The sequence below is a fragment of the Psychrobacillus sp. FSL H8-0483 genome (assembly GCF_038637725.1).
In the GTDB taxonomy this organism is placed as follows: Bacteria; Bacillota; Bacilli; order Bacillales_A; family Planococcaceae; genus Psychrobacillus.
This window is the reverse complement of the sequence record NZ_CP152052.1, coordinates 1,844,549-1,864,043: the sequence shown is the minus strand read 5'-3', so window position 1 is coordinate 1,864,043 and position 19,495 is coordinate 1,844,549. Positions and strand designations below refer to the sequence as shown.

Genomic DNA, 19,495 nt, shown 5'->3' with positions numbered 1-19,495 from the left:
ACTGCTGCGTTAGTTCAATAAGAAAAAAGGCTTTACTCCTTCTTGAAGTAAAGCACCTAAGAAGTAATCCATGCTATTACTAACAATATCAATGAAACATAATTATAGGTGGGAAGCTTCCTATAATAATATATGGCACTGCGATATAAAACCATATTCTTACTTCCTTGTTTTTAAAACTTAAATTCAGTTCTTTCACTCATATACTCCACCCCTTTTATAACTTTCTTCTAACCTTTCCTTTAATACGTTTGAAACAAAATTAAGGTTCAAATTTTACGTAATTTTTCCATTTTAATTAAACAAAACCTATTTCTCTTATTAAACTAAACTGCTTCGTTAGTTGAATAAGAAAAAGCTACCCTTACAGGCAGCCACTTGTTGAACTAAAGCACTCGTTAGTTGAAGCAGTTTTGTATTTATTCTGTTGCTTCTTTTGGATTACGTCTGCCAGTTAAGAATCCTAAAATGAGTCCTATTAAAAGTAATCTAAACCTATCCGCAGAAAAATCCTTTGTAAAAACTCCCCATATAAGCCATCCTATCAATGAACCCAATATTAAATAAATTAGATGCTTCATTCTCCTACCTCCTGAATATATTTATTAGTTAATTTCTCCAATCTTCTTCTGAACTCCTTCTTAAACTAAACTGCTTCGTTAGTTCAATAAAAAAATGCTTTACCCCTTCTTGAAGTAAAGCACTCGTTAGTTGAAGAATTCTATTGAAAACTTAAAAAGGATAACTGCAATAAGTATTCCAGAAAGAAAGAGTCTCTCTAAATAAGTTTTTACTTTCTTATCTCTAGTAGTTTTTTTAATAAATTTTTTAACTAAATAACCAATTCCATAAGTAAATGCAATAATTATACTAATGGTTAGAATAAATTGAAACCCAGATAATGGTGCTTGTAGCGAGTGCATTATAGATTCTATTGAAATATATAAAAACAAAGTAAGAGCGAGAATAAACGTAAAAACAATAACAATAATATTTTTCCTATCAAGGTCTTCTCTCAGTTTCCAAAGCCCTAAAGTTATTATATATAGAAAAATTATTCCAACTACTACAATTAAAATTTCATCCATTTCCATCCCACTCCTATACCGTTAATCCCCAGTTTCCTTCATCCCTTGTTCAACTAAACTGCTGCTTTAGTTCAATAAGAAAAAAAGCCTTACTCCTTCTGAAAGTAAAGCACCTCGTTAGTTTAACAAGATTTTTTCGTATTTATATCTATCTTTCAGGCGACTCATTAAGCTTCTTTCTATCCTGTTCCTTCATAAATTTAATAGCCCTTTCAACTGTTAATATATCGTTTTTTACCCAATTCTTTCCCATGTCCAAAACTAATGATTGAACAAAACCTTTGCCATTTAAAACAAATATATACTCCAATAAGGCATTTATTACACCATTATTAAGTCCCAAGTCTTGCAAATCTTTCACAAGTGTTTCTTCATCCTTAGTTGCAAAGTAATATGCTTTAATCAATTCAAATGGTGTTATAGTTTTATATTTGTTAAGAAGCCATTCATCTACTGTCATTCCTGTTTTTTCTTTAAATTTCACCTCATGTTTCGCATTCAATTCGTCTATTGTCATTCCTGTCCTCCTTAATCCAATAGTTTTAATTTGTATTTCGATACAAAATTTGATTTTCCCCTCTAATTTTCTTATTGAACTAACCTGCTGCGTTAGTTTAAGAAGAAAAAAGAGATCCCTAAGAAGCACTCGATAGTAATAAGAAAAGTGTTATATCCTGTTAATGTATCACAATTACTTTAGTTCATTTATTTAATTTCATCTTAGACTTTAAATTTAAGATAAACTCGTACCCCAAAAATACTATCAAACCAGTCCAAAAAATTACAAAGGAAGTGAAAAGCTCGGTTCCATAAATTAGAGAGTAAGTATAGTTAAAAAATAATAGCAACATATAGGTGAAAAAACCAAGTATTGCTGCTTTTCTTGAATTAATCGACTCTATTCTAGACATTTTTCTGAAGAATATCATTTTAACCCTCCACATTATAAATTTACTTACTGTTCCATTAAAGCTCTTTATTCACCCTATTATATCTGAACAAATTACCATTATTTTACCACAAAAATTATGATACCTACTTTCGCTAACCTGCTGCGTTAGTTCAATAAGAAAAAGAGTTGCCTAAGCAACCCCTGTTCTTTCACTAAAACACCCTTTTGTTCAAGATGGTCTAGTGTAACTTTTATTTATTCATCTTCTCCAACATTTATTTTCCAACTATTTTGAAGTTTTCGGATATAAATGATCTGACCAATGTGATATGCGTTATGAGTAGACACATTTCCGAGAACTTCCCACCATTTCACATGTCCAGAAAAACCATTAACTTCACTCTCAACTTTTTCTTCGGATAATAACTCTTGCCAAAGTAAAAGCACCTCTAATAGTTGTTTTTTTAAGTCAGTAAATGAATAATTTTCAGGAATAATAAAGCTGTTATTATTATTTCCTATGGAAGGCACAGCATCAACGTGAGATTTTTGGTACCTTGTTTGCCATGTTTGATTCCAATATAATAGATGTTGCACAATTTCAGCAATGCTATTACTTTCCTCGTTTGGCTTCCAAAATGCTTGTTCCTCAGACAATCTTTTTATCGAATCTGAAAATGTTATGTACCAACTAGGGTCATTCGCATTTGCCAACAACTGATCAGATAAAACATCTTTTGCATGAACCATAACCAACACTCCTAATATAAATATACTTTTTCTCTAAACAATGTCATCTTATTTATATTCTACCTAGTATATTGATTCTCCTGTTCTTATTGAACTAAACTGCTGCGTTAGTTCAATAAGAAATAAGGCTTTACTCCTTCTTGAAGTAAAGCACCACGTTAGTTGAACAAGATAATACAACTTCACTAAATTCTCATATCCCCAATTTTTTCACAAAGGGCTTTAGCTCTTTTAGACAATAGTATCTTCTGATACAAATATTTAGCCAATTTAGACCTAAGAAACTCATCAATACAGTAGAACAGAAATGAAGATAAAAGAGAAATAATCAAATAAAAGTTGAAAATTTCGCTACTTGAAAATAAAGCTGGGATTACAACAAACAAAGCGGCTAGGAATAAGTGCACTATTAATGCAAGAATTACTCTAGGAAAAGATATTAGTTTTTTTGTAACGAAATCAGAGAGAATAGATGCTGGCACTCCATAAATCAAAAGAATTGGAAATAGATAAATACCTACTATGATTGCAAAATCGGTCTGCCCTGTGAGGAAAAAACTTAACATAACCAAGACACAAGCCATTACCGCGGAAACAAACTTTCTAATAATTATGTATTCACCCCCAAACAAAATAATCTCCTTCTGAATCTACTTATTGGTTATTTCACCAATTGTCCTCAGAACTCCTTCTTGAAGTAAAGCACCCGTTAGCCTTCCATGAAGCCCTGCTTCACCACAGAATATCGAAGAAAATTACGTTCTTCCATGGTAGTTGAGTAAGCCGTTTATCAATTGCCTTTACCTTTAAAATACAGACTTATCTTACTTACCATTCATGAATTCCACTTATTTTATTTCTAATACGACTTTTTCCGTTTTACCATCCCAGGAAAATTCCGCCACGATAATTTCATCTTCTTGCATCCTTGCTCCGAGTTGAATGTTGGTTTCTTCGAGAATTCCTCTTCCTTTAAAACTCGCCCCTGTTCCTGCATGTTCACTCCTAGCTATGCTAGCAGAGACAACGTAGTCGAATGATTCTGGGGGTTCCCCTTCACCGATATAGTCTATAATGTAGCTTGCAACTTGACCAGAATCCCCGTTGTCCACCGCTGTATACTTCACAAGCCAATTGTCACTTTCTCCTGCAAAATACAATGTTCCGCCGCCGATAACGTCACAACCAGCAAGTAGCATGAACAAAAATCCCATCGCAATCTTTTTCACTATTTTACCCACCTCCGTTCATTTAAATTTTATACTTTACCAACTGACTATAAGTAAAAACTTGATGCAAATTCTTTTATTGTAACTAAAATATTCCCCTACTTTGTATTGCCATCTTTAACATTTCATTTTTTTTACAAAAATGCCTATTTACTTAAATACGTTAGAAACGAAAAGAGGTTCCAATTTTAAAAAAATTTTCCATTTTAAATTATTAATAATCCATTTTTTCTTATTGAACCAAACTGCTGCGTTAGTTTAATAAGAAAAAGAGTTACCTATGGCAACCCCATGATTACTAAAGCACTCGTTAGTTGAAGATGAAAACGGAATACTATTTCACCAATTTAATATCAACATTAAAATGCTTGAAATGAGGAATACAACAAAAAAGGCAAGGATGTAATATGTTTTTCCTTGTTGCTGTGTCTTATGTTTCTTTTCATAATCCTTCCAACCAATAAACAAACCCAAAAACATTCCTATAATTCCAAAACGTAAAATCGCTATAAAATAATCAAGAAACGGTTTATACGTAATTAGGCGACCACCGTTATCTACCTCTTGAATTTCTTTGTAACTAACAAATAGAATGGAAACAGCCAATCCGAACACTAACCCATACAGACCTGATTTTCTTAATACTTTTTCCATAGTTCTCCCATCTCCCTTCTCCACAAAATGGCCCAATTGTTGAACAAAATTTATACCACACTCTTCAACTAACCTGCTTCGTTAGCTTAAAAAACAAATACTGCAATTGCTATAAGAAATAAAATTATCATCACGAGGAAAGACACAAATGCATGCCTCATTTCTTCTTCACCTTTTGCTTTTTCAAGCTTTTTCCTAAAACCTTTCCAAGCAGAAAAAACGCTATATACAATCATAAAAAATATAAGTATCCTCCAAAAGTCCAAATTAGAACTCCCCCAAACGCCTAATTTTTCTAATGCTCTTCTTCAAGTAAACTGCTGCTTTAGTTCAATAAGGAAAAAGGCTTTACTCCTTCTTGAAGTAAAGCATCCGTTAGTTGAATAAGAACTATACTTGTATTGGTCTATATTCCTTTAAAAGAGTAAGTATTTTTTCTGCGATTTCCTGTTCGTAATCCCCACTCAATGAAATAGTCTCTTTTGCAAAAGGAGCTAACTGTTCGTGATAGCCAATCATAACTGTATGCAATGCGTTTTCAAACATTGATATATCATTCGCATCGTTCCCAAAAGCAATATATGCATTTTCTTTTACCCCAAGAGTCTTTAATGCACTCCATTTATTTATCCCACTTGGGCTGATATCAAGAACATTCTCGTTACTATGTTTATTTACATATACATTAAGTTTTGAAAGTTTTTCTGCTAATTCATCCATATTATTTGAGGTTAGAAACAGAACTTTAACTACCGAATCAAGAGATTCTAAACTAACCATTTTCGCTAATTTTGCAGGGTCTAAGTTTTGAAGTATAGGGTGTGTTTCTGAGCCAGTATAAGCATAGTCCCAATCACCATCTATTAGATAAGTAGCATTATATTGATTAATAAAATTCTTTATTTCATTAATTTCATTTGTTGAAAACGAATTGGATTTGATTACTTTTCCTTCTTTTGATATTAAAGAGCCATTTCCCCCAACCATTGTATAATAATGAAACGCTTCGTCTATGACAGGTAGCATATCTCTAATAGGTCTGGCAGATGCGAAAATGACTTCAATACCCGCTTTCGTCAACTCTGACAATGAATGAAGTATCCTGTTAGATATTGGTTGTCCTTTAAAACAAATTGTTCCATCTAAATCAAAAACAAATCTCAAAAGTCTCACTCACTTTCATATTAAGTGTATAAATTATAATTTAATTATACTGAAAAAAGAAAAGTAATTTTCTTCTTATTCAACTAACCTGCTGCGTTAGTTCAATATGAAAAAAGAGGCGTCTTAGCAGCTCAACGTTCTTTAAGCTAAAGCACTCGTTAGTTTAAGTGAAACCCTTCACAAACCCAAGGATATTTTTAGTTCTAAATCCATAATCATTCAATTATTCATTTCACCTGATGCTTTAAAGTAACCCTGCTCTTCACGACCTCATTTTTTCGGTTTCAGTTTTTTTGTAGAGACTTCAATGTATTAATATATATGTTGTACGATTGTTGATTGTATTTTACTCATATTGATATTTATCCGACTATCAAAAAATAGTAGCACAAACCATGGATATGATTTGTACTACTATTTTTATATGTTCACATGCCCATTTTAACGAATTGGTTCATTAATACCACTATTTTTATTCTTTTGTAGTATATAGATTATTAATTCTATAAAAACAATTACTATTAACTATGAGCCAAAAAGCGGCTTAATTTTCAGCGAACGAATCATTGAGAACTATTCTGGAATGAATACCTGAAAAATTAGATATCTATAAATTCGTCAACCTTTTTCATGAAGAACACGATTATTATAATGTGTTTCTTTCTTAGTTACAGGTGTATTTTTTCCAATTATCACACACATTACAATAACAATAGCTAGGACAATAGTTAGCCATGTAATCGATTCCCCTAAGAATAATACAGAAAAACCAATCATTAAAAATGGCTGTAAATATTGCATCTGTCCTACTCTTGCAATTCCCCCTAATGACATCCCGCCATACCAAGCGACATAAGCTAAAAATTGGCTCACAATGGCTAAGTATAATAAACTAATCCAAGCTTCTATAGGTGCTTGTAGCATATCAATGGATATACTTAATCCCACAGGAATCACAAAAAACGGAGCGCCGATTAAAATTGCCCAAGCGATTACTTGCCAACTGCCAAGCTCTTTGGACAGCTTTCCGCCTTCTGCATAACTTAATCCAAGTATTAAGACAGCTATAATTAGTGCAATATCACCTTTTTGTAATTGACCTAAGCCTAAATACACAGCATAAAAAATCACGGTTATTGTACCAATAATACTCGCAATCCAATAGCGTTTCGAAAGTCGCTCACCTCCACGCCACATCGCAAATCCAGCTGTCGCAAGTGGTAGTAAAGCCAGTTCAATTGCTCCGTGTGATACTGGTAATGATTTCATCGCAAAGGTTGTTAATAGCGGAAAGGCAAGTACAGCACCAATAGCTACAATCCCTATACTTTTCATTTGTTTCTTATTAGGTAATTTTTCTTTTTTTATGATGAAAATAATTCCGACAATAATGGCTGCGATAACTGTCCTACCTAAACCAACAATTGTCGCACCAAAGTAAGGTACAGCGATGCTTGTTGCTGGCAATGTAAGACTAAAACAAACAATACCAATAAAACCCAGGATCATCCCTTTTTTCACATTTTCTTTCATTTAAATTCTCCCCTTCACAAGTACATAAATATATTCCATAATCATAGTTAGACTATATACATGATTGTAATTGATATCGACTCTTTTCCATACAGTAGAATTTCATATCTGTCATGGTACAGATGACGAGGAGGATATAGATGATAACAAAATATAAAGTTATTTTAGAAAGTATGAAACAACAGATAGAGGATGGACAGTTGAAAGTTGGAGACAAATTGCCTTCAATTAGGACGCTAGCTGAACAATTTCAATGTAGTAAAAATACGGTTGTAAAGGCATTACTGGAACTGGAGAAACAACATATTGTCTATGCTAAGCCCAAAAGTGGCTATTATATTGTTGATGATTACCGAGTACCTCGTCCGAATGAAAATATTGACTTTTTATCTGCAGGCCCAGATGAAAGAATCATGCCTTATGAGGACTTTCAACATTGTATAAACCAAGCAATTGATCATTATAAAGTACAGTTATTTAAGTACAGTGAGCAACAAGGACTCTATTCGTTGAGAAAAGAACTGGTGATTCATTTGCAAAATCTACAAGTATTCACGAAACCTGAGCGACTCGTCATTACTTCTGGATCGCAACAAGCTTTACACATACTATCGATGATGCCGTTTCCAAATGGTAAAAAGAAAGTATTGATTGAGCAACCAACTTACTTTGGGATGATAGATACTTTACAGTTAAATCAAAGCGAAACATTAGGAATTGACTTAACAATGGATGGGATTGATTTTGAACGACTAGAATCTTTATTCCGTAGGAACGATATTAAATTCTTTTATATTATACCAAGGTATCATAATCCACTTGGGCATCACTATACAAATGAAGAGAAGAAAAAAATCGTTGCTCTTGCAGAAAAATATGATGTATACATTGTAGAAGATGATTACTTAGCAGAATTAGATGTGGATTCTAAAGCAGATCCTTTATTTGCATATGAGCCTAATGGAAGAATCATTTATGTTAAAAGCTTTTCAAAAGTATTTTTACCAGGGTTGCGCATTGCGACTGTTGTACTTCCTGAAACAATGATTGATTCCTTTGTACACTATAAATTTAGTGCTGATTTTAATACATCAACACTTTCACAAGGCGCATTAGAAATCTATTTGAAAAGTGGAATGTTTCATTATCATTTAGAAAATGTAAAACCATTGTACCTAAACAAAATGAAGAGGGTATTAAATGCTTGTTCAACATATATACCAAGCTATATATCATTTACAAAGCCCAAAAGTGGTTTTTATCTCACTATCTTCTTGCCTTCACATATAGATGTTGATCAATTGATTTATTTATTACATGAAAAACAAATTTATGTAGACAATGCTTCTAGAATGTATTTAGTTGGAAACAAACAGAAAGCAATTCGATTAAGCATTTCACAAGTAGATGAAAGTAAAATAGACCTCGGTATTCAACAATTAGCAGCTTGTATAATAGAAATGTGTGAGAAGTAGAAATATAATCCACTGTCGTTTAAATTATATCTTTAATTTCAAGGCGTCTAACCACTTTATAAACAACTTTATAGTCACTCTTCATTAAGGGGTGAACTACTGAAAAGATTAATGAATGAGCATTAAAACCGAAATATTATGTGACCACTAAAGAACCATTTTATAATGGAAAATTCCCCTCTCCTTTATATTACTTATTGGTATTAACAACATTTTATCCAGTTCTTCTTCAACTAGTCGAGTAGAAGGGAACCTCTCTACCTTGCGGTAGATTGTGTTCCGCCCCCCTCACAGAACCGTGCTTGCGCTATTTACGCACACGGCTCCTCCAAGTCACCATTCACAAAATGTCTCTTTTGATCAGACTTTGCTGATTCTGCTATCCTCAATAGTTTAGTTTACATTTATTATCTCTACCTCTGTGTGTAGTAAATGTGTCCCTAGTGAGGGTGATAACTTGGTAGCAGCCTTTCCTCCATCGGCATTACCCAACTTCATTGGTACTACGCTGCTATCCGACTCCCTACAACGGCATTTGGTTTCCTTACTTATTATCGCTTGTACGCCATACTCTTCTGTAAGAAGAGACCGGTAGGGTCTCCCGAGTTGCCGTATCATATCCATGTGTGACGTGCCAAGGTCTCTGACCCCAGAGAGGTTTTATCCTTCTTGCCTTTAACGAAGAATAAAATGTAGTTTTCTGCCGCAGGTAAGGCATCAACCCTCTCGATTTACTAACATTATGGGGCTCAATCCCTTCAACCATTTGGCTTTCGGCCCGCCACCTAACTGTCTACGCTTAAAAGCTAATGTTACCATTAGCCCTCCAAGACTCGCTACGAGTGAATGGCTAGTTCTTTCTCGACGGGAATCCCACCCGCTATATGATACGACCTAGGCTCGGCCGCACACCTGCATCGTTAGTCAAAACACACCCTATGTCTATAATTCTATTAAATTGGCAATAATCCTTTTAATATAACTATTTTAGGGGGAATCGAATTGTTACTGTCAAAAGCATGGGCTTCGTTTGAAGCTGATAAGCGAATAGAGGGCTTTTCGCCACAAACGTTGAAGGCCTACCGGTTACAGTCTTTGCTACTAACTGATTATTTTAAGGATATAGGGATGGAATTACTGGATACAAATCAACTGAAAGAATATCTCGCTATATCCGGCAAGCATTTAAAACCGGCCAGTCTTGCACATCGTATCCGCTTTATGAAATCATTTTTTCGTTGGTCCCATGAAGAAGGCTATCTGAGTAAGAATCCAACCTCCAAAATTAAAGAACCTAAAGTAGGGAAGCGGATACCCAAGTATTTAACCGAACGGGAGATTGAACACCTTCGTGAATCCTGTCACTCTCCAATGGAAAAAGCGATTTTTGAATTCATGTTTTCTACCGGTTGTCGAATTGGAGAAGTAGTCGCGTTAGAAAAGAACCATATTAATTGGTCCAATCAATCTGCGATCGTGAGAGGAAAAGGCGACAAGGAAAGGGAGGTTTATTTTAATACACGTTGCGACATATGGCTTAAACGCTATATAGAAAGCCGTGATGATCATAACCCTGCTATTTTTGTAACAGCCAGACAGCCACACAAAATGAGTGTCGCCCAAATGCGATACATCATCAAACGGATTTCCAATCGTGCGGAAATTAATAAAGAAATACATCCACACCAACTTAGACACAGCTACGCAACGCATTTGTTGAACAATGGAGCTCCTATTGAAGTGATACAAAGTCTTATGGGGCATGAGAAAAGTGAAACCACAAGGATCTATGCTCAGTTAAGCGGAAGGTTAAGGAAGGAGTATTATCAGAAGTACTTTTAATGTAAAAGGAGAAACGTCTTACAAGACGTTGCTCCACTTGACTAAAGCACCTCGTTAGTTGAACAAGGAACGGCTTCTTCTCTCGTTCACTTATTGGTTACTAACGAATAAATAATCCATTTTCTTCAATAATTTTCTTGCACTTCATAAAACCTATTGACGTCTTAGAATAAATAGGAAAAGATAAATCCCAATTCCCCATTATTACTGTATCAAATGATGGAAAGAAAATATCAACAAAATAAAGTTCATTTACTGAAAGATTTGCTAAAAAAGTAAGGGCTTCCTCATCCCCTATTTTATAAATCCCCTTTTTATTGGAAAATAATTTACGAAAGAGGTTAGCCTCTCCTCGATTTAGGCAACTTAAAACATATTTAAGACTTGGTTTACTCAAGCTTTTATTAATGTGTACATAAACTTCATTCTCTGCCAAATGAAAAAGGCTATTAAATGTACTAACAAATTTTGCGCCGTATTTTAGATTATGGTTTCTGCCCAATAATTCGCTTGCCTCTTCTTCTGTTAAAACTCGATTAAATACATCCATATTACCAATATGATTGTATAACTTACTAGGTTCATCAATAAGATTTGTATTAAATTTTTTAAACTTTGAAAGCAGTTTATTTATCTCTTCGTCTGTTGCCAAAATTAGCTTCATATTTTTACCCCTTAGTTATTTTTGTACTAACAATATTTTATCATCTTATCCAACTATTCTGCTTCTTAAGTTCAATAAAAGGCTTTACTCCTTCTTGAAGTAAAGCACCCGGTAGTTCAACAAGAAAAGTAGCTATTTAATCCGCTCAACTTAAACCATTATAAGTTTAATAACAATATTGCCCAAAATTAATTTAATTTATTTTTAGTGAAATTCGCCCATTGTTCATTAGGTCCTGTGTTATCTATTTGAATAAACTACCGTCTTTCTTGTAAAGAAAAATCTCATTCCCAAATTCAGCACCATCTCCTAATGCTGTTAATGCGTTTGTTGAGACAATTTGACTCATATCCACTTCATCTTTTGGAATAATTCTGTTAAAAACATATTTCTCCCCACCATAATTTATCCACTGCAGTGGAAGAGGACCACCTGAGTTTATGGGAACTTCAGCGGTTTCTTTCAATGAATCTTTTCCACTTTCTTTAATTTCTGAAGTCGGTCCACATCCATTAATGACAATAAGAAAGAATAACGATAACCACAGTTTTAATAGATGGTTCATATGCCACACTCCTTATTAGACGTACTAACTCAAATGTTACGTTCCTCAACTAACCTGCTGCGTTAGTTCAATAAGAAAGTTCTTAAAATTTGTTAGGTTTAAAGCTTATCTTCAGTTTGTTTTCTAGTAATATATCCAATAACTATTTCTATGATAAGAATCCTAAGCCCCTGTTGGTCCCAATCTTTCAAAATAAAGCTAAGACCTATCCAACCTATGACTGCCCCTAAAATTGCCAAGAACAAATACTTCAAATATAATCCTCCCTCTCTCTGTATACCGATATTATGTAGGATGTTTAAAAACCTCGGTTTCTTATTATAAATTCTTAATAGCTTATTCAACTAAACTGCGTTTTTAGTTGAATAAGAAAAATGAGCTGTCTAAACAGCTCAATGATCTTCAAGTAAAGCACTCGTTAGTTGAACAAGTTTTTTTGTTTATGTTCTTTAATTGGCATGAAATTAGAAGAGGTTAATTCTTCGGATTCAATTACAATTGCAGTTAGTCCAGTGGCGGTGTTTTGTTTATGGTAACTTATAGTCGGGCTAATAGTCGTATAGTTAGAAAGCAAGAAAAGCAAGAAAGGATTAACCAGCGTAAACTCGCAGAAACAACTACCTTCCGTAAGTTCGTTGACGCAGTACGTTTAGGTGAGATAATCTACAAAATCCTAGACAAGCTGTAATCTTCAGGAAATATCGTCCTTAGGTTTGGGACGTTGTTTTTTTTTACCACCCTCATGCCCACATGATCTCAGTGAGATTAATTAACTGTATTTTATCCTATAAATATATTAGTAATAGTTTTGTAGACCTATATTAATCCCGTATAGTACAATTGGGACATGTGAAAAAAAGGTAGGTATGAGATATGCATACAATAGGAATAAGGATTTCCCCAAGTAAAGCTTCCCCCAAAGTTTATTATGCGGTAATTTATGATCAAGACTCTGAATTTGAAATTATTAAATGTTCGTATTTACACATCCCACTATCTTTAGAAATTCCTGAGCAACTTGCTTATATCCGAACAAATTTACTAGCTATTATTTTGCAACATAATATTACACAAGCGGGACTTAGAATTTCAGAAACAACCGCCAAAACTCCATCAGTTTATAGGATGAACATAGAGGGAGTTGTTCAAGAATTATTCGCAAATAGCACAATTGAAAAATATTCTGTAATGAAAATTGCTCAGATGTCGAGACTTTTAGAAGATGCCAATATAAAAAAATATATTGAGACCGATGAGGTATTTGCAGAAATTGACGAATGGGATTCATACAAACTTGAAGAACGTGAATGTTTAATTGTAGCTTGTGCATCTACAGTTATATGAAAGGTGTTTGATTAATATGCTAATTGTGGATACATTATTAAAGTTAGAATTTGGAGAAGAGATAGGCCAAGAAGGAAGAAATTCAACTGTAAATTTGGCGTATGATCCCCAGTTAAATACTGAATTAGTAGTTAAACGCATTATTAAATCGGAATTTACTAAAGAAGAGGACTTTTTTATTGAAGCTCAAATGTTATATGCAACTGAGCATCCAAATATAATGGGTGTAAAATATGCTACTCAAGATGAGCATTATATATATATATCAATGGACTTTTATAAGAATGGATCTTTGAACTCCTTATTGCAGAAAAGATTCTTAACGGTAAGAGAGATTATTAAATATTCCTTAGAGTTTCTTTCTGGTTTACATTTCATGCATACAAAAAATTTAATACATTTTGATATAAAACCAACAAATATTTTAATAAGTAATTCAAATAAAGCAGTGGTCACAGATTTTGGCCTAGCAAAATATTTAAATGAGAGCGGATTTGCCCAACCTAATAAGTTATATCCATTACATATGCCACCTGAAGCATTTGAAACAGGAAAGTTTTCATTCTATACTGACATATATCAAGCTGGTTTAACTATATATAGGATGTGTAATGGAAATTCCTATTTTACACAGCAATTTCAAGAATTAAATATACAAAATAATGTTGAACTTGCTGAAGCAATAAAGAAAAATAAGTTCCCTAAAAAATCCAATTTTTTACCACACATACCTGATAAGTTTCAGCAAATTATTAAGAAAGCCTTAACAAATGATGTGACTATGAGGTATGAGACTGTATTGGATATGATGAATGATATTAGCAGTATTGAAGTTAATTATGATTGGGTGTATACTGAAGATGAGAACGGACATTCTATTTATTGCAAAGAAAATGAAAGCCATACTTTTGTGTTAAAGTTAATACAGGATAATGGTAAATGGGAAACAACAGGATCTAAGAGAAGAAAAAGTGATGGTAGAACTATTCGAGTAACTAATTGGTGCTCATCTGGATATAATAATAAAGAAGATGCATTTGTGGTAATTAAGAAAATGTTGAAAGAATGAAATAAGGAAGAGGAGGCAACGTTGTGAAAAAATTTAAGGCTAAAAAAACGAAATTAAAAAATCACACAACTCCTTTTCCGATTGATACGCTCCATGAACGTTTAATAAGAGATAAAGCAATTGATCTAAGAGATAATTTTCGAATTGTGGAACTTCTTGATGGTTATATTCGTGTATTACCTATTGATGAAACTAAGTTATATAAATAATAATTAAAGCATCCAATAAGGATGCTTTTTTTGATAGCACTTTTTCTTAATTAAAATTTTATATTGAAAATTAATTACTGCTTGGACATTCTTATAATAATGTCAAATTAATAAAATCAGGAGTAAAGAAATGATTGGTTATTTTCCAAAACCTTATAAAAACGAATTATATTGGAAGCAGCAGGTGTTAGAGAGTATATAAGAAAAGGTGGAAGAGAAATTGGCGAATATATAGAACATTTATTAAGCCAACATAACAAGGGGATACTTTGAAGTGCATTAGCAAAATTATCTGTACAATTACTAATGTAGAAAAATACATATACGTAAAATTCCAATTATTATCAAGGCAGTATACAACATTATTGTATTAAAAAAAACATATCTCAAAGGAACATATCAAATTTAGTATACAACTTTATTGTCTCTTATTAGATGATTTTATGAAATAAATGCATGTTCGAGAGTCTTTTAGTATACATCTTTTTTGTGGCGTTACAATTTGTGTTCAATGACAACTTAGATGTACCCCGCACAACTCGATCGTACCCGGTACAACTTAAGTGTACCCTGAGCAACTTAATGGTGTTGAAAAACTGGTTAGTTATACTAACCAGTTTTTTTTTGCCTTGTTAGTTAGTATTGTAAATATTAAAAAAATAGAAAGGCCCTAATTAAGGCCCTCTTTGTAATGTACTAGTTCAACTAAAGCCAACGTATAAGTGAAACGTTGCACAATAATTCGTCTCAAACGTAGTAAAGGGAAGGTTAGTTAAAGAAAGTTATAAACGAGGTGGATTATATGAGTGAACGATTTGAATTAAACAGGAAACTAATATCCTACTTTTTTCTTCTGTCGATATACAATAAAAGTAAGTGCATTTAATATAAATGTAAAAATGAGAAGAACTGCTGTGGCTATCACTACTGCACGTGTTGTGTCCATTAGTGCCGACCAATCCTCAATTTTTACTAAATGATAATTAGAGAAAATCTGAAAACTAAGTGAAATAGCACAGGCACTGATGCTGATAACGGAAAGGACGCCCCAATTCTTATGTTCATGTTTTTTATTTCGCATGAGATTAATAATAGGAAGTATCCAAGCGATTAGTCCAAGTAAGAGACTGCCAATATTAAGCAAACCAATCATATCTAATCCCTCTTTCTATTTTTTATTGTTGTCTAACAATACTTAACGGTAAATTGTGGGAAAGGTTTCAAATATAAACACTAACCGTATTTAATTAACCTGTATTATTCAACAATATGGCCCGATTGTTGAACACAAGTTAAACAACACTCTTCAACTAACCTGGTCTTTAGTTCAATAAGAAAAAAGGCTTTACTCCTTCTTGAAGTAAAGCACCCGTTAGCCATCCATGAAGCGCAAAATCAGCGCTTCACCACAAAGCATGAAAATGGATTCCCCTGTCTATACTGTTTCTACGGCTGGCGAAGAAGGTCGATACACTATGGTGCCATAGAGCCCATCCGTTAGTCTGACTCCAACGATCTCGGTGCATCACAGACTGTCGCACCCTATATGGGTAGCACTTATGGGAGATTAATCCTTTTTGATTGGTTGCACCAGCCTTGCCTTTATTTTAAGAAGAATGGAGATGTTTCTTGATTTACCTATTAACTCAATATAATCATTCTGAAGGCTCAGCCTTTTTTTAAAAAAGCATTTTCTGAGTCTTTTTTGTTATGCAATTTTATAGATTTTGAGCGTTTTTTAATTTTCATGGGAGTTGAAGAAGGATATTAATTTGTTGTTTCACTAATAACTGATAATGCAACTTTGTTATTAGGTTCATTCTTAAGAATTTCATTAGCAATTCCTAATGCTTCTTCGTTCCCCAATAATTTATCTGGAATCGCATTAAAGAAAAGTATGTATTCTTTATAACTCATATCATTAGGAGATAAATCCGTTGCTTTTTTTGCATGGTGGAATGCTGTCTGATAAGCACCTTCTAAATGATTTAGTGCCATACTAAAAAGGTACGAGGCTATATAGTGAAATTCGGAAGTTTCTTCTTCAAGTAATAAATAGCTTATAAATCCATACGTAGCAATGTTTTCATTGTCATAGGCTAATAGGAAAAGGGTTTCTCTCAAAGAATCCATATCCATCTGGGAAGCTAATTCTTTGGCTTTTACAAAATCACCTAGAAGTATCGCATCATTAAATTTCATCAAACAAATTCTCCTTATAAATATTATTCAAAACCCTTGAAATCTTCACTATTCATTATAGCATTATTCAACTAACCTGCTGCGTTAGTTCAATAAGAAAAAGAGTTACCTCTGGCAACCCCATGATTTTTTACTAAAGCACCCGTTTGCTCAATAAGAATTACTCATTTGAATTTTTATTTTTCACTTTCCAATCATCGTATTCTCCCCAAGCTATATACGCTATACCTATTAATAAGGATAAAAGACTAAACGTACTTAAAGTATTCCCAACATAACTTAACATTGCTTCATATAACGAGTTATCCCAACTAACAACGCCCGAACCAAAGATTGAAGCACTAATATATTTTGCCGATATTAAAAATGCTGATATTGCTATAAAAGCAACTCTAGTTCCCCGTTTATTCATTTTAAATCCCTCCGACCTTAAATATATTTTACCATAAAAATCCATTATTTAATTTGAAAAAACCTGCTGCTTTAGTTGAATAAGAAAAAAGAGCAGTCTAAGCAGCTTAACGATCTTTCACTAAAGCACCCGTTAGCCATCCATGCAGCACAAAATTAGTGCTGCACCACAGAGAATGAAAATGGTTAGGAAGTGTCAATACTGATACTGACCTTAATCCAGTTCTCAGTATTCCATAGGCTTATTTACGCTCTCCTCTTTTTTTAACGATTAATCAGGGGTCTTCTTAAGTATTGTCATTTTTCTTTTCTTGAAGAAACTAATTTTCATGGTAGTTTAAGTACAATGCTTCACATAGTACTGATTATTGGTATGGATTTTCACCAGTTAAGCATATTCAGTGACTTAAAAACTCTTTTCTACATGGAAAAAGGACTTTCTAACATAAAATGTATAAATTAAAACGATTACTGACCAAATAAAATTCCCAGTAAACGGTTGTTGATTATATGAGAATAATAGAATATAGCTTATTAGACCAAATCCAAATGAATATAAAATCATTAACCAGAATCCCCATCTTTTTAAACGCATATAACCATATATGATGATAAGGGAAACAACTGCCAATATAATCCTAAATGGCTGTTCTGGAAAGTTTGGTAAACCAAACCTATCCGCTATGCCAAATTCATCTGCATCTGGATTAAAAAATACGGCTGTGAAAATCAATACAACTGCACCGAAAATGTAAAAAGAACTAATAAAAGATACTCCTAAAGGTCTTTTCATTTTTTCGCCCTCTTTACACTGTTTAAATTTAATCCTTATTCCTTATCTTATTCACCCGACCTGCCCGTTAGTAAAAAGGCTCTACTCCTTCTTGAAGTAAAGCACTCGTTAGTTGAATTTGAACTAAAAACACTATTATCTTTCAGAGGAATTATGAAATTAATTAGAGAGTGAATGAATTTTTAATACCCAAGCAATAATACGCCATCGTTTAGAAACATATACTGTCTTCTTTTTCCTTTTTACACTATCGTAAATTTGCAGAGCAGCTGTTTCTGGAGAAGCAACCCAAAACATTTTATCTTTATCACCTTTAGCCATATTCGTATCAACGAACCCACATTTAACATCTGTTACTAAAACGTTTACCTTCTGCATCTTTAACTTTTGGCGAATACTGATTAGATAATTAGAAACAAAGGTTTTTGAAGCATTGTAAGCAGGTGCAGTAGGATTCGCCATTAAAGCTCCAATTGACGATATCCCTACTATGTGTCCAGAATTTTTTGATACAAAATATTTATAAGCAACATTAGAGATTGCTACAAATCCTGAAACATTTACATCGATTGTCTCTTTTTCAAAATCTAAGTTCAAATAAGGGTTGAGATGCCCCACACCAGAGCTAATAATAATTAAATCCATTCCTTCCATCTCTTCAATAAGTTCTTCTAGTAGGTTCTTCGCTTCATTAATGTGTGAAACATCGATACATTTGATAAATGATTTATGCGGTAAATTTTTTTGAAGTGCAAGTAGATTATCTGTTCTTCTAGCAACTAATCCAACTATATACCCCTCATTTGATAAAACCTTTGCAAGTTCTTCACCAATTCCAGAACTTGCACCAATGACTATTGCCTTTTTCAATATTGTCATCCCTTTTCTCCTAAAAAAAGTCGTAGTAATACCTTTCTATATTCTTCCTAACGAGATGATATTCCTTATTCAACTAAGCTGCTGCGTTAGTTAAATAAGTTCAACAAAAAAAGCGTTAATCCTTCTTGGATCAACGCAACCATTAGTTGAAGAAACTATTTACAATATTTAATACTGTTTGTTAGAACACTTGGTCCTAACTTACCTGTTTTGGTATTTGAGAGACGCACCTGAACTTCGACATTCTTCATTTCTGCTGTAATTAAATCAAATCGTCCAGCCCAACTTGGACCATTCTCCTCTGGGGTTGGATAAAGCTTAAAACGCCAATTATTTCTTTTGGAACAAACGCAAAACCTTCATAGCTATCGAAGTCTCCATAAGAAGACGGTTCAGGAAGATGAACAGCAAGAATACTTATATTAGTTCTTGCAAAACTTGGTGGGTTTAATTGCACTTTATAGACTAATGCTACACCTTTTGTATTCGTCAGACTTTTATCAACAGACTCCAATGTTAGGCTACAGGGCACTGAAATCACTTCGAATAATTCCTCATTTTCTTCATTTATTGCCTTTGCTTTTGGTGGTCTTTCCCAAGTTACAAATATTAAAGTTGTTAAACCTAATAGCAATAGCAAAAATATAACTGAAATTTTTTCCATCTAATCCCTACCTAATTTTAAAGGTAGTATTTCCTTATGATAAGACAATATTCTTGTTCAACTAACCT

The 19,495-nt window shown here is 33.3% G+C and carries 22 protein-coding genes and 1 pseudogene; 5 read left to right on the top strand and 18 right to left on the bottom strand.

The annotated features are described in order from the left end of the window. Positions 1-419: 419 nt before the first annotated feature. From MHB48_RS08830 to MHB48_RS08790, 9 genes are all read right to left on the bottom strand, one after another. Positions 420-581 (bottom strand): tRNA U-34 5-methylaminomethyl-2-thiouridine biosynthesis protein, encoded by a 162-nt coding sequence (locus MHB48_RS08830; protein WP_342601089.1) that lies wholly within the window; start codon positions 579-581, stop codon positions 420-422. Between the two features lie 126 nt (positions 582-707). Then, positions 708-1,088: a hypothetical protein gene (locus tag MHB48_RS08825; RefSeq protein ID WP_342601088.1), complete on the bottom strand. Its 381-nt coding sequence runs from the start codon at positions 1,086-1,088 to the stop codon at positions 708-710. 148 nt (positions 1,089-1,236) lie between these two features. After that, a complete protein-coding gene (locus MHB48_RS08820; RefSeq protein ID WP_342601087.1) occupies positions 1,237-1,605 on the bottom strand; it encodes a DnaD domain protein in 369 nt (122 codons plus the stop codon). A gap of 630 nt (positions 1,606-2,235) precedes the next feature. Continuing rightward, entirely contained in the window at positions 2,236-2,730 is a 495-nt protein-coding gene (locus tag MHB48_RS08815; protein ID WP_342601086.1) for a DinB family protein, read from the bottom strand. Positions 2,731-2,915: 185 nt separating this feature from the next. Next, positions 2,916-3,362 (bottom strand): hypothetical protein, encoded by a 447-nt coding sequence (locus MHB48_RS08810; RefSeq protein WP_342601085.1) that lies wholly within the window; start codon positions 3,360-3,362, stop codon positions 2,916-2,918. A 216-nt stretch (positions 3,363-3,578) separates the two neighbouring features. Continuing rightward, positions 3,579-3,959, bottom strand: coding sequence for a hypothetical protein (locus tag MHB48_RS08805; RefSeq protein ID WP_342601084.1), 381 nt, complete (start codon positions 3,957-3,959; stop codon positions 3,579-3,581). Between the two features lie 339 nt (positions 3,960-4,298). Then, positions 4,299-4,613: a hypothetical protein gene (locus tag MHB48_RS08800; RefSeq protein WP_342601083.1), complete on the bottom strand. Its 315-nt coding sequence runs from the start codon at positions 4,611-4,613 to the stop codon at positions 4,299-4,301. A 390-nt stretch (positions 4,614-5,003) separates the two neighbouring features. Beyond that, complete coding sequence (locus tag MHB48_RS08795; protein ID WP_342601082.1) at positions 5,004-5,777, bottom strand: HAD-IIB family hydrolase; 774 nt, start codon at positions 5,775-5,777, stop codon at positions 5,004-5,006. A gap of 618 nt (positions 5,778-6,395) precedes the next feature. Continuing rightward, positions 6,396-7,310, bottom strand: coding sequence for a DMT family transporter (locus MHB48_RS08790; protein ID WP_342601081.1), 915 nt, complete (start codon positions 7,308-7,310; stop codon positions 6,396-6,398). A gap of 140 nt (positions 7,311-7,450) precedes the next feature. On the opposite strand from MHB48_RS08790, the gene MHB48_RS08785 reads away from it, so the two are divergent. After that, positions 7,451-8,785 (top strand): PLP-dependent aminotransferase family protein, encoded by a 1,335-nt coding sequence (locus MHB48_RS08785; RefSeq protein WP_342601080.1) that lies wholly within the window; start codon positions 7,451-7,453, stop codon positions 8,783-8,785. Positions 8,786-9,787: 1,002 nt separating this feature from the next. After that, the gene (gene xerA / locus MHB48_RS08780; protein ID WP_342601079.1) at positions 9,788-10,627 is read left to right on the top strand and encodes a site-specific tyrosine recombinase/integron integrase; all 840 of its coding nucleotides are present in this window, start codon (positions 9,788-9,790) and stop codon (positions 10,625-10,627) included. A 100-nt stretch (positions 10,628-10,727) separates the two neighbouring features. Here the strand turns inward: xerA and MHB48_RS08775 are convergent, their stop codons facing one another. The 3 genes from MHB48_RS08775 to MHB48_RS08765 all read right to left on the bottom strand — a co-directional run bounded on the left by MHB48_RS08775 (position 10,728) and on the right by MHB48_RS08765 (position 12,110). Further along, a complete protein-coding gene (locus tag MHB48_RS08775; RefSeq protein ID WP_342601078.1) occupies positions 10,728-11,291 on the bottom strand; it encodes a hypothetical protein in 564 nt (187 codons plus the stop codon). Between the two features lie 244 nt (positions 11,292-11,535). After that, positions 11,536-11,856, bottom strand: a complete 321-nt coding sequence (locus tag MHB48_RS08770; RefSeq protein WP_342601077.1) for a hypothetical protein — start codon at positions 11,854-11,856, stop codon at positions 11,536-11,538. Between the two features lie 98 nt (positions 11,857-11,954). After that, complete coding sequence (locus MHB48_RS08765) at positions 11,955-12,110, bottom strand: hypothetical protein (protein WP_342601076.1); 156 nt, start codon at positions 12,108-12,110, stop codon at positions 11,955-11,957. A gap of 619 nt (positions 12,111-12,729) precedes the next feature. Here MHB48_RS08765 and MHB48_RS08760 point away from each other — a divergent pair. From MHB48_RS08760 to MHB48_RS08750, 3 genes are read left to right on the top strand one after another with little or no spacing between them, the layout of a single operon-like run. Next, positions 12,730-13,200 carry a hypothetical protein gene (locus tag MHB48_RS08760; RefSeq protein WP_342601075.1) on the top strand — a complete coding sequence of 157 codons (471 nt, stop codon included), beginning with the start codon at positions 12,730-12,732 and terminating at the stop codon, positions 13,198-13,200. Positions 13,201-13,216: 16 nt separating this feature from the next. Continuing rightward, complete coding sequence (locus tag MHB48_RS08755; protein ID WP_342601074.1) at positions 13,217-14,269, top strand: serine/threonine-protein kinase; 1,053 nt, start codon at positions 13,217-13,219, stop codon at positions 14,267-14,269. Between the two features lie 23 nt (positions 14,270-14,292). Further along, positions 14,293-14,478 carry a hypothetical protein gene (locus tag MHB48_RS08750; RefSeq protein ID WP_342601073.1) on the top strand — a complete coding sequence of 62 codons (186 nt, stop codon included), beginning with the start codon at positions 14,293-14,295 and terminating at the stop codon, positions 14,476-14,478. An 832-nt stretch (positions 14,479-15,310) separates the two neighbouring features. Here MHB48_RS08750 and MHB48_RS08745 read toward each other — a convergent pair. From MHB48_RS08745 to MHB48_RS08720, 6 genes and pseudogenes are all read right to left on the bottom strand, one after another. After that, a complete protein-coding gene (locus MHB48_RS08745; protein WP_342601072.1) occupies positions 15,311-15,631 on the bottom strand; it encodes a hypothetical protein in 321 nt (106 codons plus the stop codon). A gap of 614 nt (positions 15,632-16,245) precedes the next feature. Next, on the bottom strand, positions 16,246-16,683 hold the full coding sequence (locus tag MHB48_RS08740; RefSeq protein ID WP_342601071.1) for a hypothetical protein: 438 nt from the start codon (positions 16,681-16,683) through the stop codon (positions 16,246-16,248). A gap of 157 nt (positions 16,684-16,840) precedes the next feature. Continuing rightward, positions 16,841-17,092, bottom strand: coding sequence for a hypothetical protein (locus tag MHB48_RS08735; protein WP_342601070.1), 252 nt, complete (start codon positions 17,090-17,092; stop codon positions 16,841-16,843). A gap of 405 nt (positions 17,093-17,497) precedes the next feature. Continuing rightward, positions 17,498-17,884, bottom strand: coding sequence for a hypothetical protein (locus MHB48_RS08730; protein ID WP_342601069.1), 387 nt, complete (start codon positions 17,882-17,884; stop codon positions 17,498-17,500). Positions 17,885-18,043: 159 nt separating this feature from the next. Then, a complete protein-coding gene (locus MHB48_RS08725) occupies positions 18,044-18,763 on the bottom strand; it encodes an SDR family NAD(P)-dependent oxidoreductase (RefSeq protein ID WP_342601068.1) in 720 nt (239 codons plus the stop codon). Positions 18,764-18,918: 155 nt separating this feature from the next. Beyond that, positions 18,919-19,427: pseudogene (locus MHB48_RS08720) on the bottom strand (hypothetical protein). Between the last annotated feature and the right edge of the window lie 68 nt (positions 19,428-19,495).

Bases quoted from the DNA above. Each gene is read 5' to 3' on its own strand.
- MHB48_RS08830 (WP_342601089.1), bottom strand. From the start codon at position 581: ATGAAGCATCTAATTTATTTAATATTGGGTTCATTGATAGGATGGCTT.
- MHB48_RS08825 (WP_342601088.1), bottom strand. From the start codon at position 1,088: ATGGATGAAATTTTAATTGTAGTAGTTGGAATAATTTTTCTATATATA.
- MHB48_RS08820 (WP_342601087.1), bottom strand. From the start codon at position 1,605: ATGACAATAGACGAATTGAATGCGAAACATGAGGTGAAATTTAAAGAA.
- MHB48_RS08815 (WP_342601086.1), bottom strand. From the start codon at position 2,730: ATGGTTCATGCAAAAGATGTTTTATCTGATCAGTTGTTGGCAAATGCG.
- MHB48_RS08800 (WP_342601083.1), bottom strand. From the start codon at position 4,613: ATGGAAAAAGTATTAAGAAAATCAGGTCTGTATGGGTTAGTGTTCGGA.
- MHB48_RS08790 (WP_342601081.1), bottom strand. From the start codon at position 7,310: ATGAAAGAAAATGTGAAAAAAGGGATGATCCTGGGTTTTATTGGTATT.
- MHB48_RS08785 (WP_342601080.1), top strand. From the start codon at position 7,451: ATGATAACAAAATATAAAGTTATTTTAGAAAGTATGAAACAACAGATA.
- MHB48_RS08775 (WP_342601078.1), bottom strand. From the start codon at position 11,291: ATGAAGCTAATTTTGGCAACAGACGAAGAGATAAATAAACTGCTTTCA.
- MHB48_RS08770 (WP_342601077.1), bottom strand. From the start codon at position 11,856: ATGAACCATCTATTAAAACTGTGGTTATCGTTATTCTTTCTTATTGTC.
- MHB48_RS08760 (WP_342601075.1), top strand. From the start codon at position 12,730: ATGCATACAATAGGAATAAGGATTTCCCCAAGTAAAGCTTCCCCCAAA.
- MHB48_RS08755 (WP_342601074.1), top strand. From the start codon at position 13,217: ATGCTAATTGTGGATACATTATTAAAGTTAGAATTTGGAGAAGAGATA.
- MHB48_RS08745 (WP_342601072.1), bottom strand. From the start codon at position 15,631: ATGATTGGTTTGCTTAATATTGGCAGTCTCTTACTTGGACTAATCGCT.
- MHB48_RS08735 (WP_342601070.1), bottom strand. From the start codon at position 17,092: ATGAATAAACGGGGAACTAGAGTTGCTTTTATAGCAATATCAGCATTT.
- MHB48_RS08730 (WP_342601069.1), bottom strand. From the start codon at position 17,884: ATGAAAAGACCTTTAGGAGTATCTTTTATTAGTTCTTTTTACATTTTC.
- MHB48_RS08725 (WP_342601068.1), bottom strand. From the start codon at position 18,763: ATGACAATATTGAAAAAGGCAATAGTCATTGGTGCAAGTTCTGGAATT.